The sequence below is a fragment of the Actinoplanes sp. HUAS TT8 genome (genome assembly GCF_051380535.1).
Taxonomy (GTDB): Bacteria; Actinomycetota; Actinomycetes; order Mycobacteriales; family Micromonosporaceae; genus Actinoplanes.
The window spans coordinates 7363883-7380177 of sequence record NZ_CP195646.1; the positions used below are offsets into that span (position 1 = coordinate 7363883).

Here is a 16295-nt window from a genome sequence, read left to right on the forward strand (position 1 = left end):
CGCCACGGCGCACGTGACAAGACGAACTCAGCCGCTGCAGATGACGGTCAGCGCCATGCCGCTGGCGTCGCTCACTCCACCGGCGAAGGTGTAGTTCCAGTAGCGGGTGCTTCCCGTGCCCCCCACCACCGAGGTTTCCCCGGCACGGATGCTGTAGAGACCGGCGATGGCGGTCTTCCCGACGCCGCAGTCCACCTGCTTGGTCGTGTCACCCATTGACGCCGAGGAGGTCACCGAGGTCATCGTCGGTGTGGGGCCGGTCGGACCGGTGGGACCGGTCGGACCGGTCGGGCCGGTGGGACCGGTCGGGCCGGTCGGGCCGGCGACACCGGTGGGCCCGCGGCTTCCGATCGGACCGATGTTGCCGTCCTGCCCGGTCGCCCCCTGCGGCCCCGGCATACCCGTCGGACCGGGCGATCCCGCCGGACCCGGCATACCGGGCGCCCCGGCCGGCCCCTTGGCGCCGGCAGCACCGGGCGCCCCCTTGGGCCCGGTCTGGTTCCACCAGTACAGGGTCTCCCCGGACTTACAGCTGGTCGTGGCCGACGAGACCCAGCGCACCGCGCCGGACCTCCGGGTCACGCACACCTTGTAGGGCGCCGGGGCCGCCTCGACGGCCGGAGCCGCACCCGGCGCGGCCGTCCGGCCCGCGCCGGAGGCCAGGGAGGCGCTGGCGGCCAGCACGAGCCCTACCGCGCCGACCGAGGTGATCAGGACACGTGTCCTCATAGATGTTCCATCCTCACAGGTCTCGAGTACCGGCCCGGGGGTGGCGGGCTCACGCCGGTCGTCACATCAGCGGAGCGGGCTCACCGCACGATTCGGAGCGGGCCGACCCCAGCCTATGGACAACTCGGACAATTGACCCGGAATATCGAGATATGCCGAAGGGGCGGTCGCCGATCGGCGACCGCCCCTTCGAACGGGAGGAACCGGGCTCAGCCCATGACCGCCAGGTGGTCGGAGTAGAACAACCCCAGCCCGATCGCGGCACAGATCCCCGCGATGATCCAGAACCGGACCACGATGTTGACCTCGGACCACCCCGCCAGTTCGAAGTGATGCTGGAGGGGTGACATCCGGAAGACCCGCTTCCCGGTCGTCTTGAACGAGATGATCTGGATCACCACCGACATCGTGATGATCACGAACAGACCACCGATGATCACCGAGAGGAGCGTGGTCCGGGTGGCCACGGCCAGGCCGCCGATCAGGCCGCCCAGGCCGAGCGCCCCGGTGTCGCCCATGAAGATCCGCGCCGGGTTGGTGTTCCACCACAGGAAGCCGACCAGCGCGGCCGCCGCGGCCGCCGCGATCAGCGCGATCTCCAGCGGGTCGCGCACCTGATAACAGTGGGCCTGGGTGAGCTCGTTGGTGGTCCGGTAGTTGTCGTCACCGCACCAGTGCCGGTACTGCCAGAAGCCGATCAGCGAGTAGGCCCCGAGGACCAGGATCGACGAGCCGGTGGCCAGGCCGTCCAGGCCGTCGGTGAGGTTCACGCCGTTCGACATCGCCATGATGACGAAGACGAAGACCATGACCGCGCCCACCTTGCCGACGTCGAGCCAGCTCACGTCCCGGATGAACGAGATCTTCTCGCTGGCCACGGTCTGGCCGTTGGTGCTCGGGAAGTAGAGGGCGGCGATACCGAAGGCGGTGCCGACGATCAGCTGGCCGAGGAGCTTGCCCTTGGCGCTGAGACCGTCCGAGTTGCGCTTGCGGACCTTCAGGAAGTCGTCCATGAAGCCGACCGCGCCACAGAACACGAGCAGCCCCAGCAGGACCAGGGCGGTCATGGTGGGGCGCTCCTGGGCGATCTGACGCTCCGGGAGGGTGGTCAGGGCGAGGTGCCCGGCCACGTAGGCGAAGACCGTGGCGAGGATGAACGCCACGCCGCCCATCGTGGGGGTGCCCCGCTTGCCCAGGTGGGACTGCGGGCCGATGGTCCGGATCGGCTGGCCGGCCTTCAGCGCCGAGAAGACCTTGATGGCGAGAGGGGTGCCGAAGAGCGAGATGAGAAAGGCGACCGCGGCCGCGACGATGACTGCCCTCACGTGGGCTGAACCTCCTCGGAACGTCGCAGCCAGTCGGCGACGTCCCATGTGCGGTACCGGGAACCCTTGACCAGCACGACGTCGTCGGCGCGCAGGTCGTCCTTGAGAATCTCGATCGCGGCGGCCTGGTCGGCGGCGAACTGGGCGGTGCCCCTCCACTCGCCCACCTCCTCGGCCCCGTCCAGGATCGGCCGGGCGTTCTCGGCCACCGCGATCAGCCGGTCCACGCCGAGCCGGGCGGCCAGCCGGCCCACCTCGGCGTGCCCGGACACCTCGTGCTCGCCCAGCTCGGCCATGTATCCGAGGACGGCGGTGGTGCGTTTTCCGGTGCCCATCGCGGCCAGCGCGTGCAGTGCCGCGGCGGTGGAGGACGGGTTGGCGTTGTAGGAGTCGTCGATGACGGTCACGCCGTCGGCCCGTTCGACCACGTCCATCCGGCGTCCCGAGACGATGCCGACCTCGCCGAGCGCGACGAGCAGCTCGTCGAAGGCCATGCCGGCGGTCAGCGCGACCGCGGCGGCGGCCAGGCTGTTGGCCACCTGGTGGCGTCCGGCCACCCCCAGACGGACATTTCCCGATTCAAGACCCGATTTCAGTACGTACGATGCCCGCCCCGTCGCGTCGACGACCACGTCGCTCGCCCGCAGCCCGGCCCCCTCGGCCTCGCCCACCTGGATCACCCGCGCCCCGGTCCGGCCCGCCATCGCCGAGACCAGTGCGTCGTCGGCGTTCAGCACGGCCACCCCGGTCGGCGGCAGCGCCTCGACCAGCTCGCCCTTGGCCAGCGCGGTCCCCTCGACCGACCCGAACTCGCCCAGGTGGGCCGCCCCGACGTTGAGGACGACGCCGATCGACGGCCGGGCGATGCCGGTCAGGTAGCGGATGTGCCCGATCCCGCGGGCGCCCATCTCCAGTACCAGGAAGCGGGTCTTCTCGTCGGCCTGCAGCACCGTGTACGGAAAACCGAGCTCGTTGTTGAGCGACCCGGCCGGGGCCACGGTCGGGCCGAGCCGGGACAGCAGCTGCCCGAGGTAGTCCTTGGTCGTGGTCTTGCCGGACGAGCCGGTCAGCCCGACCACGGTCAGCTCGGGCAGCCGGCCCACGACCTCGTGGGCCAGTTTCGCCAGGGCCTCCAGCTGGTCGTCGACGACCACGCCGGGCACGCCCGCGTCGCGGGTGCCGAGCACCCCGGCCGCTCCGGCCTGAACGACCTTGGGGCCGAAGTCGTGCCCGTCGGCCTTCTCGCCGGCGAACGCCACGAACAGCCCGCCCGGGCCGACCTTGCGGGAGTCGTACTCGACCCCGCCGGTCACGGTCTCCGAGCCGTCGCTGCCGACCAGGCGGCCACCGGTGATCGCGGCGATCTCGCCGAGCGTCAGGGGGATCACGCGGGACCCCCCAGCGCCGCGGCCAGCTCGATCCGGTCGTCGAACGGCAGCACCTGACCGTTCACCTCCTGCCCCTGTTCGTTGCCCTTGCCCAGGACGGCGATCACGTCGCCGGCGGCGGCCAGGCGGACCGCCTCGTCGATCGCGGCACGGCGGCCGGCGACCTCGACCACCTTGGCCCCGCCGCGGGCGGCCTCGGCGCCACGGCGCACGGCCTCCCGTACCGAAGCGGGGTCTTCGGTCCTGGGGTTGTCGTCCGTCACGATGACCAGGTCGGAGCCGTGCGCCGCGGCCTCGCCCATCAGCGGGCGCTTGCCGCGGTCGCGGTCGCCACCGGCACCGATGACGCAGATCAGCTGCCCGCCGCGGGCGGTCGCGAGCTCGCGCAGCGCGGCCAGGGCGGCGACGATCGCGTTCGGCTTGTGCGCGTAGTCGACGACACCCAGCACCTCGCTCGCGGCCTCGACCTGTTCGAGCCGGCCGGGCACGCCGCGGCACTCCAGGACGCCCCGCCCGGCCGTCGCCGGGTCGATCCCGACCGCGACCAGCAGGGCGAGCGCGAGCAGTGCGTTGGCCACGTTGTGCAGGCCGGGGAGCGCGACGCCGGTCTCGACGGTGACCCCGTCCGGGCCGTGCGCGGTGAACAGCTGCCCGAAGTCGGACGGCCGCACGTCGGAAGCCCACCAGGTGGCCGCCTGATCGCCCGCGGCCGAATAGGTCACCGTTTCGGGTTTCCGCAGCGCCATGACCGCGGGATCGTCATGGTTCAGCACCCCGACCGCGGTCCGGCCGTCGAACAGCCGGGCCTTGGCCGCGAAGTACTCCTCCGACGTCGGGTGGAAGTCGAGGTGGTCCTGGCCGAAGTTGGTGTAGCCGCTCGCGGCGAACCGGATCCCGTCGGCCCGGCCCATGACCAGGGCGTGACTGGACACCTCCATGACCACCGCGGTGACGCCGCGCTCGACCCCGGAGGCCAGGATCGCCTGCAGATCGGGCGCCTCGGGCGTGGTCCGGACGCTCTTCACGACGAAGTCGCCGAGGCGGGTCTCCACCGTGCCGACCAGCCCGGTCACCCTCCCGGCGGCACGCAGACCGGCCTCCACCAGGTACGACGTCGAGGTCTTGCCCGCCGTCCCGGTGATGCCGATCATGGTGAGCCGCCGCGACGGGTCGCCGTAGATCGCCGCCGCGGCCGCGCCGAGCACCGCCCGCGGGTCGTCGGCGACGAGCACCGGCAACCCGGCGGCGAGCGCGGCCTCGCGCCCGTCCGGATCGGTCAGCACCGCCACCGCGCCGGCCCGGGCCGCGCCGGGCACGAACTCGGCGCCGTGCCGGTTCGCGCCTGGCAGCGCCGCGTAAAGGTCTCCTGGGCGCACCGCGCCACTACTGTGAGTGACCCCGGTGACGTCAATGTCACCACCGTGCAGGGTTGCCGGGAGCAGCTCAGCGAGCCGCGTCAACGGGAACGACGCAACGGTCTCGGGTCGGGGAATGCCGGACACGGCGTCAGACCCTACCCGGTACTCCGGGCGTTCCCGTCAACGCCATGCGACCTGACTTCATCCATGGATCTTGAAGGTCGGCGGTTTCGACGCGGACGGTGGCACTAAGTAATGGGTGAGGGTGTAGGACATCATCTGCGAGAAGGCCGGGGCGGCCACCTCGCCGCCGGTGCCCTTGGCGACGTCCATCGCCACCGCGACGACGTAGCGCGGGTTCTCGGCCGGCGCCATGCCCACGAACGAGCTGGCGTTGTGGCTGGTGTACTCGCCGTCGACGACCATGGCACCGGTGCCGGTCTTGCCGGCCACCCGATACCCGGCGACCTGCGCCTTGACGCCGGTGCCCTCGTCCTCGACCACGGCCTCCATCAGCGTCCGCAACTCGGTGGCCACCTTGGCGTCGAGCACCCGATGGGTCTCCGGCGCGGCGGCCGGGATCTCCTGGCCGTCGGCCCCGGAGACGGTCGACTTGATCAGGTGCGGCTGGATGTAGACGCCGTCGTTGGCGATCGCGCCGTACCCGGCCGCCATCTGCACCAGGGTGGCCGAGACGCTGAGCCCGATCGGCACCGAACCGTAGGCCGAACCGCTCCAGTCCTGGGGCTTGAGCAGCAGCCCGTCGGCCTCACCGGGCATGCCCTCGCCGGTCGCCTTACCCAGCCCGAACTTCTGCTGGTACTCGTAGATCCGGTCCTTGCCCAGCATGTCGCCGATCCGGATGGTCCCCACGTTGGACGAGTAGGCCAGGATGCCGGCGATGCTCAGCTTGCTGCCCTTGTCCTGCGGGTGGCTGTCCTTGAACGGGGTGTCGCCCTTGACGATCGCCGGGGCGACCGTGATCAGGGAGTCCGGGGTGATCAGACCCTCCTGCAGCGCCGCGCCGATCATGAACGGCTTGTGGCTGGAACCGGGATCGGTGACGACCGCGGTCGGCACGTCCATCCGCGCCTTGGGGTCGTAGTCCTGCGCCTTGGCCGCGTTGTAGGCCGGGTAACTGGCCTGGGCGACCACCTCACCGGTCCGGGCGTCCAGGATCACCGCGCCGGCCACCGTGGCGTGGTTCTTCTCCGCCTCGGCGTTCAGCACGGACTGCGCCTTCCACTGCACCCACTGGTCGATGGTCAGCTTCAGCGAGTTCCCCGGCTTGGCCGCGGTCTCCTGCTCGTAGCCACCGGCGATCGGCACGTTCAGGCTGCCCGCGCCGGTCTCGAAGACCCGCCGGCCGTCGGTGCCGTGCAGCAGGTCGTCGTAGCGCGCCTCCAGGCCCTCCAGCCCGTGCTGGTTCTCCCCGGTGAAACCGATCAGGTTGGCCGCCAGATCCGGGTTGGGCACGTCACGCCGCTCGTCGATGTGCGTGTAGATGCCCGGGAGCCCCATCTTCTCGATCTGGGTGGCGACCGAGATGTCCACGCCCCGCTTGAGGTAGCTGAACTTCACCCACGTCCCGCCGACCAGCTGCTTGCGCTTCATGTCGGAGGCCAGCTCGGACGGGGCGACACCGAGCAGCGGGGCCAGTTTGGCCGCCGTCTCCGGGATGTTCTTCTGCAGCTTCGCGTTCTCCGGGTCGGCGTAGACGTACCGCGCCTCGACACTGTTGGCCAGGATCGCGCCGTCCCGGTCCATGATGCTGCCCCGCGGCGCCGGCAGCTCGACCGTGCTCAGCCGCTTCTCCCGCAGCTTGACCAGGCTCGCCACCTCGGACGGCGAGGTCGCCACCTGCAGCACGACCAGGCGGACGCCGATCATGACGAACAGCGACAGCGCCAGCACGGTGCCCAGTCGCAGGCGGCGCGTGCTGTTGGCCAGCTTGGGCGGCTCGGCCGGGACCGGCCGAGGCCGGCGAACCGGCTCCCGGCGCGGCCTGCTCTGGCTGCGTTCGCTTGCGGTCCGCCGTGGTCCGGGTTCCGGCTTGGAGGTACGGCGGGGAGGGGCGCCGCGGGAGGGAACGGTGCTACGCCGTACGCGCGAATCGTCCTTCTCCTCGGCGGGACGGGACCGTTTCTGCGGCTCGCGCCGCTGCGGCTCCCGCTTCTGGGGTTCGCGCTTCTCGGCGGTCTTCTCCGCGCGCTCGCGCTTCTCCGTGGTCCGCTCGGCGCGCTCGCGCTTCTCCGTGGTCCGTTCCGCGCGCTCGCGGGGTTCCGGAGGCCGGCCGCCGCGCTGCCGTGATCGGGGGCTCTCGCCGCCCTCGACCACCTGCAACGCGGGCCGGAACGGATCGGCGGTGCGCCCGGTCCGCGGGGAGCGGCCGCGCTCGGCCACCGTGCGGCCCCGCGGGGTGTAGGCCCGCGCCTCCCCGATGCCGGAGAAACCCCGGCGCTCGGGCTCGTCGTTCCCCTCGGCGGGGACGGCACGGGACGGATCGCGCCGGGGCGAATTGCCCCGGCGCGGTGTCTCGTCGTCGGCTCGCGGCGACACGGCTTTACTGCCCCGTTCCCACAGCGTTCTGGTCGGCGCTGTTCTGACCGGTGGTGCTCTGACCCGTGCTGTTCTGGCCCGTGGTCCCCTGGCCCGTCGTGCCCTGGCCCGTGGTGCCCTGGCCCGTGGTGCCGGTGGTGTTCGTTGCGGCTGGGGCACCGGTGCCGTCGGTGGTCAGCGCCTCCTGGGCGGTCACCGAGGTGGCACCCTTGCCCGGCGTCGGTGTCCGGATGATCTTGCCGTCGGGCAGCCGGATCATCGCCGGGTTCTCGGCCGGGACCAGGCCCAGCCGGCGCGCGGCGGCGGCCAGGTTGCCCGGGCTGCTCACCTGGTTCAGCTGCTGCTGCAACTCCTGCTGCTGCTCGTCCAGGCTCGCCTGGTTCTTGCGCAGCGCGTCGAGCTGGAACGACTGCTCCATGGTCTTCGTGTTGACCAGCAGGATGCCGACCACACCGACCAGGACCAGCACGATCAGGCCGGCCGCGAACGTCGGGCGCGGCGCCCGGATCGGCAGCGGCGGCGCGACCCGCAACCGGGGCAGAACCGGAGCCGGAGCCTCGGCGGTGTCCAGCCGCCGGGCCGCGGTGCCCTCGATCCGCACCTCGATGTCGCCCTCGACCCGCAGCCCGGCCGGCGCGCGTCCCTCGTCGCTCCGCATCCCGGACCGGCGCGTGTCGGCACCGCGTGCCCCGGCCGAGCGCTTCCCGTTGTCCCGCATGCCGGTCTCGCGCATGCCGAGCTCGCGCTTCTCGGAACCCCGCGTGCTTGCTTCGCGCTTTTCCGAACCCCGCAGGCTCGTCTCGCGCTTCTCGGAACCCCGCGTGCTTGCTTCGCGCTTCTCGGAACCGCGCGTGCCGGCCTGGCGCACCCCCCGGGTGCCAGTCCCCTCGGTTCCGGCATCGCGGCTCGCCCCGCGCCCCCGCGCCCCGGCAGTGGACCGCGGTTGCGCCGTGCGGCCCCCCGACCGCGGCGCTTCGGTTCGCTCGCTCATGCTTCCCCCTCCCCCTCCTTCGGCCCCGGGCGTCGCCGCCCCTGTCCCCCGCCGTTCCCCGCCGTCCGGGGCCGCTCGCGGCCGGTCCCGGTGGGCTGGGTCGCCCCTTGCTGCCTCTCGTCGATCCGTTCCACCGCGCGCAGCTTCACCGAAGCCGCCCGCGGGTTCTCCGCCACCTCCGCCTCGCTGGGCAGTTCCGACCCCCTGGTCAGCAGCCGCAGCGTCGGACCGGTTCCGGGCAGTTCGACCGGCAGGTCGATCGGCCCGGTGCTACGTGCCCGCTTGGTGAGCGCACGCTTCACGATTCGGTCCTCAAGTGATTGATAACTCATCACCACAAGTCGCCCGCCGGGCGACAACGCGTCCAAAGCAGCGGGAACCGCCGATTCGAGCACGTCGAGCTCGCCGTTGACCTCAATGCGTAGTGCCTGGAACGACCTTTTCGCGGGATTTCCACCCGTTCGCCGCGCGGCGGCCGGAATAGCGTCTTTAATGAGCTCCGCCAGCCGGGCGGTCGAGACGATCCGGGCCTTCGCCCGCTCCCGCACGATCAACGAGACGACCCGCGGGGCGAACTTCTCCTCGCCGTACTGCCGGAGGATGCGCACCAGCTCACCCGGCTCGTACGTGTTGACGACCTCTTCCGCGGTCATTCCGCGGGACTGGTCCATGCGCATGTCCAGCGGAGCGTCCTGCGCGTAGGCGAAACCGCGGTCGGCCTCGTCCAACTGCAACGAGGAGACGCCGAGGTCGAACAGGCCGCTGTCGATCGCCGGGATCTCCAGCTCGGCGAGCACCCGGGGCAGCTCGTGGTAGACCGCGTGCACCAGGTGGATCCGCCCGGCGAACCGCTCCAGGCGGTGCCGCGAGTGGGCGAGCGCCTCGGTGTCCCGGTCCAGTCCGATCAGGACGGCGTCCGGGAAGCGCTCCAGGACCGCCTCGGCGTGGCCGCCCAGGCCCAGCGTGAAGTCGACGTGCACCGCGCCGGGCCGGGCCAGAGCCGGGCCGAGCAGCTCGAGGCAGCGTTCCAGCAGCACCGGAACGTGCGTGCCGCGCGGCTCCCCCATGTCGACCCCCATTGACCCACCCGTTCGCGTATCACTCGGTTGTTACCTGAAAAGCTGTCCGTGCCGGCCCGGCGCCCGTCCGTACCGCCAGATCCCCATCCGCTCTGTCCCGCACGCCGGTGTGACCCGGCGCCGGACACGCGCCTGGCGCCGGGGAAGAGGCGCCAGGAGCGGGAGCGGCTGGAGATCTCGCAGTACGGCAGCAGTGGCGTCCGGACCGCACTCCCAGCGGCCCACCGAGTGCCACGCCCTACAGTCCGCCGGGCAGCACCCCCTCCTCGATGTCGGCGAACTCTTCCTCGCTCGCCGAGAGGTAGTCGTCCCAGGACTGCTTGTCCCAGATCTCGACCCTGGTGCTGGCCCCGATCACCACGAGATCCCGGCCGAGACTCGCGTACTCCCGCAGGTGTGCGGGGATGGTGACCCGGCCCTGTTTGTCGGGGACCTCGTCGTGCGCGCTGGCGAAGAACACCCGGCTGTAAGCCCGGGCGGCCTTGTTGGTCACCGGCGCCTCGCGCAACTGACCGGCGAGACGAGTGAACTCCGGCATCGGGAACACGTAAAGACAGCGCTCCTGCCCCTTCGTGATCACGACACCTCCCGCCAACTCGTCGCGGAATTTCGCCGGGAGGATCAGCCGGCCCTTCTCGTCCAGCCGAGGGGTGTGCGTGCCGAGGAACATCGGCCCCCACCCCTTTGCCGGGACAGCCGCTCCTTCGCGGAGGAAGCGGGCCGTCTGTCAACTCGGGCCGGCAGGCTCTCGGTCGGATTCCTCGGTCCTGCCACTGGGCCCCACTCTACTCCACTTCCCTCCACCTGCAACCCGAAAGCGGCTGCTCGCGAACTGTTTTCGCGGACGTAATCCCAGTTCACAGGGGGTGGGTCGAAGTGGAGGGGTTCAGCATGATCCACCAGGTCCGGTTTCCGACATCAGGCGCACGAGGGTCGATAAGTCCGGCGCAAAACGGTCAAAACCTCGTCGGTGGAGTGGTCGCCCGCGCCGCGGGGAGGAAAGTGGAGGCCCCCCGGGGAGGAAAGTGGAGCCTCCGGGCGGCCGAATGTGGACCGTCCCGAGCCTCCACAAGCACCTCCGGCCCCTGTGGCCCCTCTCACCGCGCGACCCCGGGCGCCGATCCGCGCGGCCCGCCCCGGCCACCGGGCGCCGATCCCCGCGGCTCCCCCGCCGCCCGCGGCCCGCCCACCGTCGCGACTCCCCCGCCCCCGCGGCTCTCTCGCCCCCGCGACTCCCTCGCCCCCGCGACTCCCCCGCCCCCGCGACTCCCCCGCCCCCGCGACTCCCCCGCCCCCGCGACTCCCCCGCCCCCGCGACTCTCCCGCCGCCGCGGACCACCTCCGGACAGCACGAACGCCAGTGGGGCGTGACCCGGATCGGGTCACGCCCCACTGGCGGTGCTTCCTTACTTACTTGGTGCTGTCCGCCGAGCACTCGCATCGACCGAGATCCCCAGCAGCCGGATCCCGCCGACGAGCCCGGCGGACGACGTCACGCCGTCAGACGACGTACGACGTAGTTACTGCCGTAGATCTTGTGCTTGCCGACCCGGGCCCCGGTGTGCGGGGAGTCGTACATGTAGCCGCCACCGGCGTAGATGCCGGCGTGGTACCCGTACGACCCGGACCGGAAGATGATCAGGTCGCCGACCTTCTTGCTCGACTTGCTGACCGCCTTGCCGTAGTCCTGCTGGCCGTCCGCCTTGTGCGGCAGCTTCTTCCCGGCCGCCTTCTTGTAGACGTACTGGGTGAAGCCCGAGCAGTCGAACCGGCTCGGCCCGGCCGCGGCGAACTTGTACAGCGCGCCGGTGTGCTTCTTCGCCTCGGCGAGGACCTTGGCACCGCTGGTCTTCACGGTGATCTTCGCCTGGTGGGACGTCGAGGTGTACCCGGCGCCGGTGAAGAGCGTCCGCAGCCAGATGGTCGTCTTCGGCGAGGTGGAGAAGGTGACCGTACCACTGCTGGGAACGGTCTTCTTCGCGTAGAGAACCCACTTGCCGTTGACGTAGGCCTGCAGCCGGATGGTGCCCTTGGCCGCCTTGCCGGTCCGCGGGTCGACGGCCTTGGCGGTGATCCTGGTGCTGTTGCCCCACGCGATGGTGCGAACGCTGACCCGGGTGGTCAGGGTGGGCTTCACCTTGGCGGCCGCCTTCGCCGCCGTGGTGGAGATGACCGGGGTCGTCGTGGTCGCTGCCAGGGCGGGTGCCGATGCCAGCAACTGGCCGGCACACAGGCAAAGACCCAGGGACAGCGCGGCGGTGGTGGCGCCGGTGAGGCGCCGATTGCGGACCGCGCGGTGGCGGCCCGAACTGTGCTCGTGCACGGTTAGGAAATCCCTCCGGCACGCCTGCGAGGTTAGCTGTCGGGTTCGGGCGGGAAGGCTTGCCCGGCCACCGCGGTGGCTTCACCCCAAGGTCCGGGACCTGATGCGCCGTCGGGTGGGACGACGCGGGTCCGGACCGGAAATCTGGGTTCCCCGTCCCTGCCCCCGAATGCCTGGTCAGCTTTCTGGTACTTCACATGGTCGCGTCCACCGGTCCGGGGCAGGGCTCGGCGTGAACCGGTTGAGCGCGACCGGCGAGCGGTTGCCGCCGGCGGAATCCTTGGTACCTGAATTCCCTCATGATCGTCAGGTGCGAAATCGTCACTCTAAGTAGTTGGCACATTGGCCTGTGTCCGGTTTGTTATCTCCGCGAGACAAATGCCGTGACTCTACGAACTCACCTGAACACGCAAAGTTGATCGTCCCCAGTGAACCAGAACACACAATTTCTCAGGTGGTAACCCATTGGTGGCCGCGAATCGTTAGGCAGCGGCGCAAACGGGGTAAGCCGTACGGCCCACCCGGACCGGTCCGGTGATCCAGGCCTTCCGGCAACTCGACGTAACCCCCGGGTCCGGTACCCTCGCTGGCGTGACGGACGGGAAGATGCCATTACGGGCCATAGTCGCGACCACCGCGTCGAAGACCGCGGCCGCGCTCTCCAGGGCCGCGGGTCGCGGCGACGGTTCGGTGATCGGCGGCTGGATCGGCCTCAAGATCGACCCCGACCTCCTGGCCCACCTCGCGTCCGGCCGCGCCGTCGCGCTGGTCTCCGGCACCAACGGCAAGACCACCACGACACGGCTCACCGCGGCCGCGCTCGGGGTGCTCGGCCGGGTCGCCACCAACGGGTACGGGGCGAACATGCCCACCGGCCACACCTCGGCGCTGGCCAAGGAGGGGCACACCCCGTTCGCGGTGCTGGAGACCGACGAGCACTACCTGCCGCAGGTGATCCAGGCCACCCGCCCCAAGGTGGTCGCGCTGCTCAACCTCTCCCGCGACCAGCTGGACCGGGCGAAGGAGGTGGCGATGATGGCGCAGCTGTGGAAGACCGCGCTGGCCGGCCACCCCGAGATCCGGGTGGTGGCCAACGCGGACGACCCGATGGTCGTCTGGGCCGCGAGCTCCAGCCCGCAGAGCACCTGGTTCAGCGCCGGCCAGCGCTGGCACGACGACTCGTTCGTCTGCCCGGAGAGCGGCCATCCGATCGAGCGGGCCAACGGCGACTGGTGGTGCACCGGCTGCCCGCTGCGCCGCCCCACCCCCCAGTGGGTGGTGGAGGAGGACGGCGTCATCGACCCGCGCGGCGACTGGCACCTGGTCAAGCTGCAGCTGCCGGGCAAGGTCAATCTGGGTAACGCGGCCACCGCGCTCGCGGTCGCCGGTGAGTTCGGCGTTCGTCCGATCGAGGCGCTGCCCCGGCTCTCCCGGGTGACGTCCATCGCCGGGCGGTATGCGCAGGTCGACCGCGACGGGCGCAACATCCGCCTGCTCCTGGCGAAGAACCCGGCGAGCTGGCTCGAAGCGTTCGACATGGCCGACCAGGCGCCGACCCTGCTCTCGATCAACGCGCGGGACCCCGACGGGCTGGACACGTCCTGGCTGTGGGATGTCGACTTCGCCCCGCTGCGGGACCGTCCGGTGCTGATCACCGGCGACCGGGCGTTCGACCTGGCCGTCCGCCTCCAGGTGAACCAGGTTCCGTTCCAGCACGTACACACCTTCGACGAGGCGCTGGCGCAGGTGCCGCCGGGCCGTCTCGAGGTGATCGCCAACTACACGGCGTTCCAGGACATCCGAGCGGGACTCGACCGTGTCAACTGAGCAGTTCCGCACCGGGAAACAGAGGTCTCGAGCATGAACGACAGCACGCTGCGGATCGTGTGGATCTACCCCGATCTGCTGTCGACCTACGGCGACCGGGGCAACATGCTGATCCTGGCGCACCGGGCGGCCGCTCGCGGCATCCCGGTGGAGACCTACGAGGTCCGCTCGGACATGCAGATGCCCACCACCGCCGACATCTACCTGATCGGCGGCGGTGAGGACGGCCCGCAGGCCCTCGCCGCCCAGCGGCTGATCACCGACGGCGGTCTGCACCGGGCGGTGGCCCAGGGCGCCTCGGTTCTGGCCATCTGTGCCGGTTACCAGCTTTTCGGTCACTCGTTCTTCGCCAAGGGGACGAAATGTTCGGGCCTGGGGCTGCTCGACATCACGTCCGACCGGGGTGAGACCCGGGCGGTCGGCGAACTGCGGGGCGACATCGACCCGCGGCTCGGCCTGCCCCCGCTGACCGGTTTCGAGAACCACGGCGGCCGCACCCACCTGGGCGCACACGCCGCACCGCTGGCCCGGGTGACCGGGGGCATCGGCAACGACGGCCAGACCGAGGGGGCGTGGGCCGGCAAGATCATCGGAACCTACAGTCACGGTCCGGCGTTGTCTCGCAACCCAGCGCTAGCCGATCTGCTACTCCGTTGGTCCACCGGCGCGGATAGGCTTGCGCCCCTCGACGACTCCTGGGCCGAACGGCTCCGGGGCGAACGGCTCTCCGCCGGGCTACCGGCCTGAGGGCCATACGACGACGAAGACGGGCGCGGAACAACCGGAACGACCTTGTCCTGAACCGACGACAGTTGGGGCGGTAGGCCTGCATGACCGACAAACCTGATCACTCCACGGGCACACGTCCCGGGGACTCTCAGGCTGCGCCGCTCAGCCGGCCCACCGCCACGGCCCTCCTCGACCAGGCCCCGTCCCCGGCCGGCCCGGCTCAGGCCTCGGCCACCGCGCTCGACCCGGCCGCGGTTCTCGACCCGGCCGCGGCAGCTGCTCAGCCGGCCGGTGCGGTTGCGGCCGGTGCCGTTGCCGCCGCCTCGGTGGCCGACCCGGCCGAGGTCGAGAAGACGCCGATGAGCCGCAAGCACCGGTTCATCCGGTTCGGGCTGCTCACGGCCGCGATCGGTGGTCTCGCCGCGGCGGCCGCCCTGCTCCCGATGCGGGAGATCGGCGACGCGGTCGTCGCCCTGGGCCCCGGCGCCGCCGTCGCGGTCGCCGTCCTCGGCGGTCTCCTGTTGTCGGTCCTGGTCCCGCGCACCGCGGTCACCGTCGCCTGCGGCGCCCTGCTGGGTGCCGCCACCGGCGCGATCGCCGCACTGGCGGCCGCCGTGATCGCCGCCACCGCCACCTACTACCTGGGCCGCTGGGCCGGCCGCGGCGTCCTGCAGGCCAAGGCCGGCGGTCGCCTGGCCCGCCTGGACGGCTGGCTGAACCGCCGCGGTCTCGCCGCCGTCCTCCTGGTCCGTTTCCTGCCGCTGGCCCCGTTCGGCCTGGTCGGCTACGCCTACGGCACCACCAGCGTCTGCCGCAAGCGTTACCTGCTGGGCACCACGATCGCCGCCATCCCGTCCACGGTCACCTACGCCGTGATCGGTGCCGCGGTCGTCGCCCCCGGAAAGATGAGCCCGATCACGGTCGCCCCGGCGATCATCAGCTTCATCCTCTCCACCGCGATCGTCATCCGCTGGCGCCAGAGCGCCCGCCGCGCCGTCACCCCCGCCTGACGCCGGCCCAGCCGGCCCACAAGCTCCACCCGCACTTCCGCCGGGCCCGCCCGCCGAGCCTGCCCGCAGCATTTCCCGCCGAGCCTCCCGCGGCACTTCCCGTAGAGCCCACCCGCGGCACCTCTCGTAGAGCCCACCCGTGCTCCAGCGCACGCCCAGTCTCTCCGCCAGCCTCAGCCCATTCCTGCCCGGCGCGCGGGCCGGGCGGTGTGGTCAGTGGGTGAGGGCTCGGGTCAGGAAAGCCAGCATCTCGGCCCGACGACGAAGCGGGTTACGGAAACGGGGTGAGCCGCCGCAGCGGATGCGCAGGGCCTCGCCGACGATGGGCTCCCAGCGGCTGCCGTAGGTGCGCACCGCGAACTCCCCGGCGTCCGTCTTGGCGGTCACCCGCCCGGCCTCCAAGGTGTTGCGCAGCCGGGCCACCCCGAGCACGCCCCACGAGACGGCCGCGGCGGTGAGCGCGGCCGGGTGGGTTCGCATCCGGCGGGTCCAGGGGCGCCAGTACGACTCCAGGTTGTCGCGGGTCCGCGCGGCCAGTGCCGGCCAGTCCGTGAAGATCTCCGGGTGTTGCGGGCCGCGCACGGCGACTCCGCCCTGGGCCAGGACGTGCCAGGTGACCAGGTTGCGTTCGAAGTCGGTGGCGGCGAGGACCCGGTTCTCGTGGATGGCCGGGCCGGGTGGCAGCGTGGCCGGGTCGCGGCGCAGGTCGTCCCGGGTCACGAAGATGCCGTCGAGGTGCGGGCGGCGCGGCAACGACCGGTGGAGGCGCCGGAGCAGGTCCGGGGCGGCGGGCGCCGACGTGACCGCCACGAAGTCGATGTCGCTGACGCCGGGGCGGTAGTCACCCAGCGCGATGGAGCCGTGCAGGTACAACCCTTCGACCAGTCCTGGCGCGAGCGTGTCGGCCCGCGCCAGGAACTCATCGATCACCTTCATCCCGAGCACGTTATCCGGGCGGCGCCACCGCTCGGCAGCGC

13 protein-coding genes and 1 riboswitch are annotated in these 16295 nt (G+C 71.4%); of the genes, 3 read left to right on the top strand and 10 right to left on the bottom strand.

Annotated features, from left to right (window positions below; genetic code table 11):
- Window positions 1-27: 27 nt before the first annotated feature.
- The 9 genes from ACSHV8_RS32485 to ACSHV8_RS32525 all read right to left on the bottom strand — a co-directional run bounded on the left by ACSHV8_RS32485 (window position 28) and on the right by ACSHV8_RS32525 (window position 11752).
- Window positions 28-729 (bottom strand): collagen-like triple helix repeat-containing protein, encoded by a 702-nt coding sequence (locus ACSHV8_RS32485; RefSeq protein WP_436521986.1) that lies wholly within the window; start codon window positions 727-729, stop codon window positions 28-30.
- 209 nt (window positions 730-938) lie between these two features.
- Window positions 939-2054 (bottom strand): phospho-N-acetylmuramoyl-pentapeptide-transferase, encoded by a 1116-nt coding sequence (gene mraY / locus ACSHV8_RS32490; protein WP_436521988.1) that lies wholly within the window; start codon window positions 2052-2054, stop codon window positions 939-941.
- On the bottom strand, window positions 2051-3442 hold the full coding sequence (locus ACSHV8_RS32495; protein WP_436521990.1) for a UDP-N-acetylmuramoyl-tripeptide--D-alanyl-D-alanine ligase: 1392 nt from the start codon (window positions 3440-3442) through the stop codon (window positions 2051-2053). Before ACSHV8_RS32495 ends, mraY begins: the two co-directional genes overlap by 4 nt.
- Window positions 3439-4944 (bottom strand): UDP-N-acetylmuramoyl-L-alanyl-D-glutamate--2,6-diaminopimelate ligase, encoded by a 1506-nt coding sequence (locus ACSHV8_RS32500; RefSeq protein WP_436521992.1) that lies wholly within the window; start codon window positions 4942-4944, stop codon window positions 3439-3441. The genes ACSHV8_RS32495 and ACSHV8_RS32500 overlap by 4 nt, the downstream gene beginning before the upstream one ends.
- Before the next feature lie 57 nt (window positions 4945-5001).
- Window positions 5002-7242: a penicillin-binding transpeptidase domain-containing protein gene (locus tag ACSHV8_RS32505; RefSeq protein ID WP_436536996.1), complete on the bottom strand. Its 2241-nt coding sequence runs from the start codon at window positions 7240-7242 to the stop codon at window positions 5002-5004.
- 121 nt (window positions 7243-7363) lie between these two features.
- The gene (locus ACSHV8_RS32510) at window positions 7364-8092 is read right to left on the bottom strand and encodes a hypothetical protein (RefSeq protein WP_436521994.1); all 729 of its coding nucleotides are present in this window, start codon (window positions 8090-8092) and stop codon (window positions 7364-7366) included.
- A 254-nt stretch (window positions 8093-8346) separates the two neighbouring features.
- Window positions 8347-9429 carry a 16S rRNA (cytosine(1402)-N(4))-methyltransferase RsmH gene (gene rsmH, locus ACSHV8_RS32515; protein WP_436521996.1) on the bottom strand — a complete coding sequence of 361 codons (1083 nt, stop codon included), beginning with the start codon at window positions 9427-9429 and terminating at the stop codon, window positions 8347-8349.
- A 238-nt stretch (window positions 9430-9667) separates the two neighbouring features.
- The gene (mraZ, locus tag ACSHV8_RS32520; protein WP_436521998.1) at window positions 9668-10099 is read right to left on the bottom strand and encodes a division/cell wall cluster transcriptional repressor MraZ; all 432 of its coding nucleotides are present in this window, start codon (window positions 10097-10099) and stop codon (window positions 9668-9670) included.
- Between the two features lie 822 nt (window positions 10100-10921).
- Complete coding sequence (locus ACSHV8_RS32525) at window positions 10922-11752, bottom strand: C40 family peptidase (RefSeq protein WP_436522000.1); 831 nt, start codon at window positions 11750-11752, stop codon at window positions 10922-10924.
- 6 nt (window positions 11753-11758) lie between these two features.
- Window positions 11759-11945: riboswitch (cyclic di-AMP (ydaO/yuaA leader) on the bottom strand.
- Window positions 11946-12358: 413 nt separating this feature from the next.
- Between ACSHV8_RS32525 and ACSHV8_RS32530 the strand changes: the two genes are divergently transcribed.
- The 3 genes from ACSHV8_RS32530 to ACSHV8_RS32540 all read left to right on the top strand — a co-directional run bounded on the left by ACSHV8_RS32530 (window position 12359) and on the right by ACSHV8_RS32540 (window position 15318).
- Window positions 12359-13579, top strand: coding sequence for a MurT ligase domain-containing protein (locus ACSHV8_RS32530; RefSeq protein WP_436536998.1), 1221 nt, complete (start codon window positions 12359-12361; stop codon window positions 13577-13579).
- A gap of 33 nt (window positions 13580-13612) precedes the next feature.
- Entirely contained in the window at window positions 13613-14326 is a 714-nt protein-coding gene (locus ACSHV8_RS32535) for a type 1 glutamine amidotransferase (protein WP_436522002.1), read from the top strand.
- Window positions 14327-14409: 83 nt separating this feature from the next.
- Entirely contained in the window at window positions 14410-15318 is a 909-nt protein-coding gene (locus ACSHV8_RS32540; RefSeq protein WP_436522004.1) for a TVP38/TMEM64 family protein, read from the top strand.
- A 213-nt stretch (window positions 15319-15531) separates the two neighbouring features.
- Here the strand turns inward: ACSHV8_RS32540 and ACSHV8_RS32545 are convergent, their stop codons facing one another.
- The gene (locus tag ACSHV8_RS32545; protein ID WP_436522006.1) at window positions 15532-16254 is read right to left on the bottom strand and encodes a nucleotidyltransferase domain-containing protein; all 723 of its coding nucleotides are present in this window, start codon (window positions 16252-16254) and stop codon (window positions 15532-15534) included.
- Window positions 16255-16295: the final 41 nt, after the last annotated feature.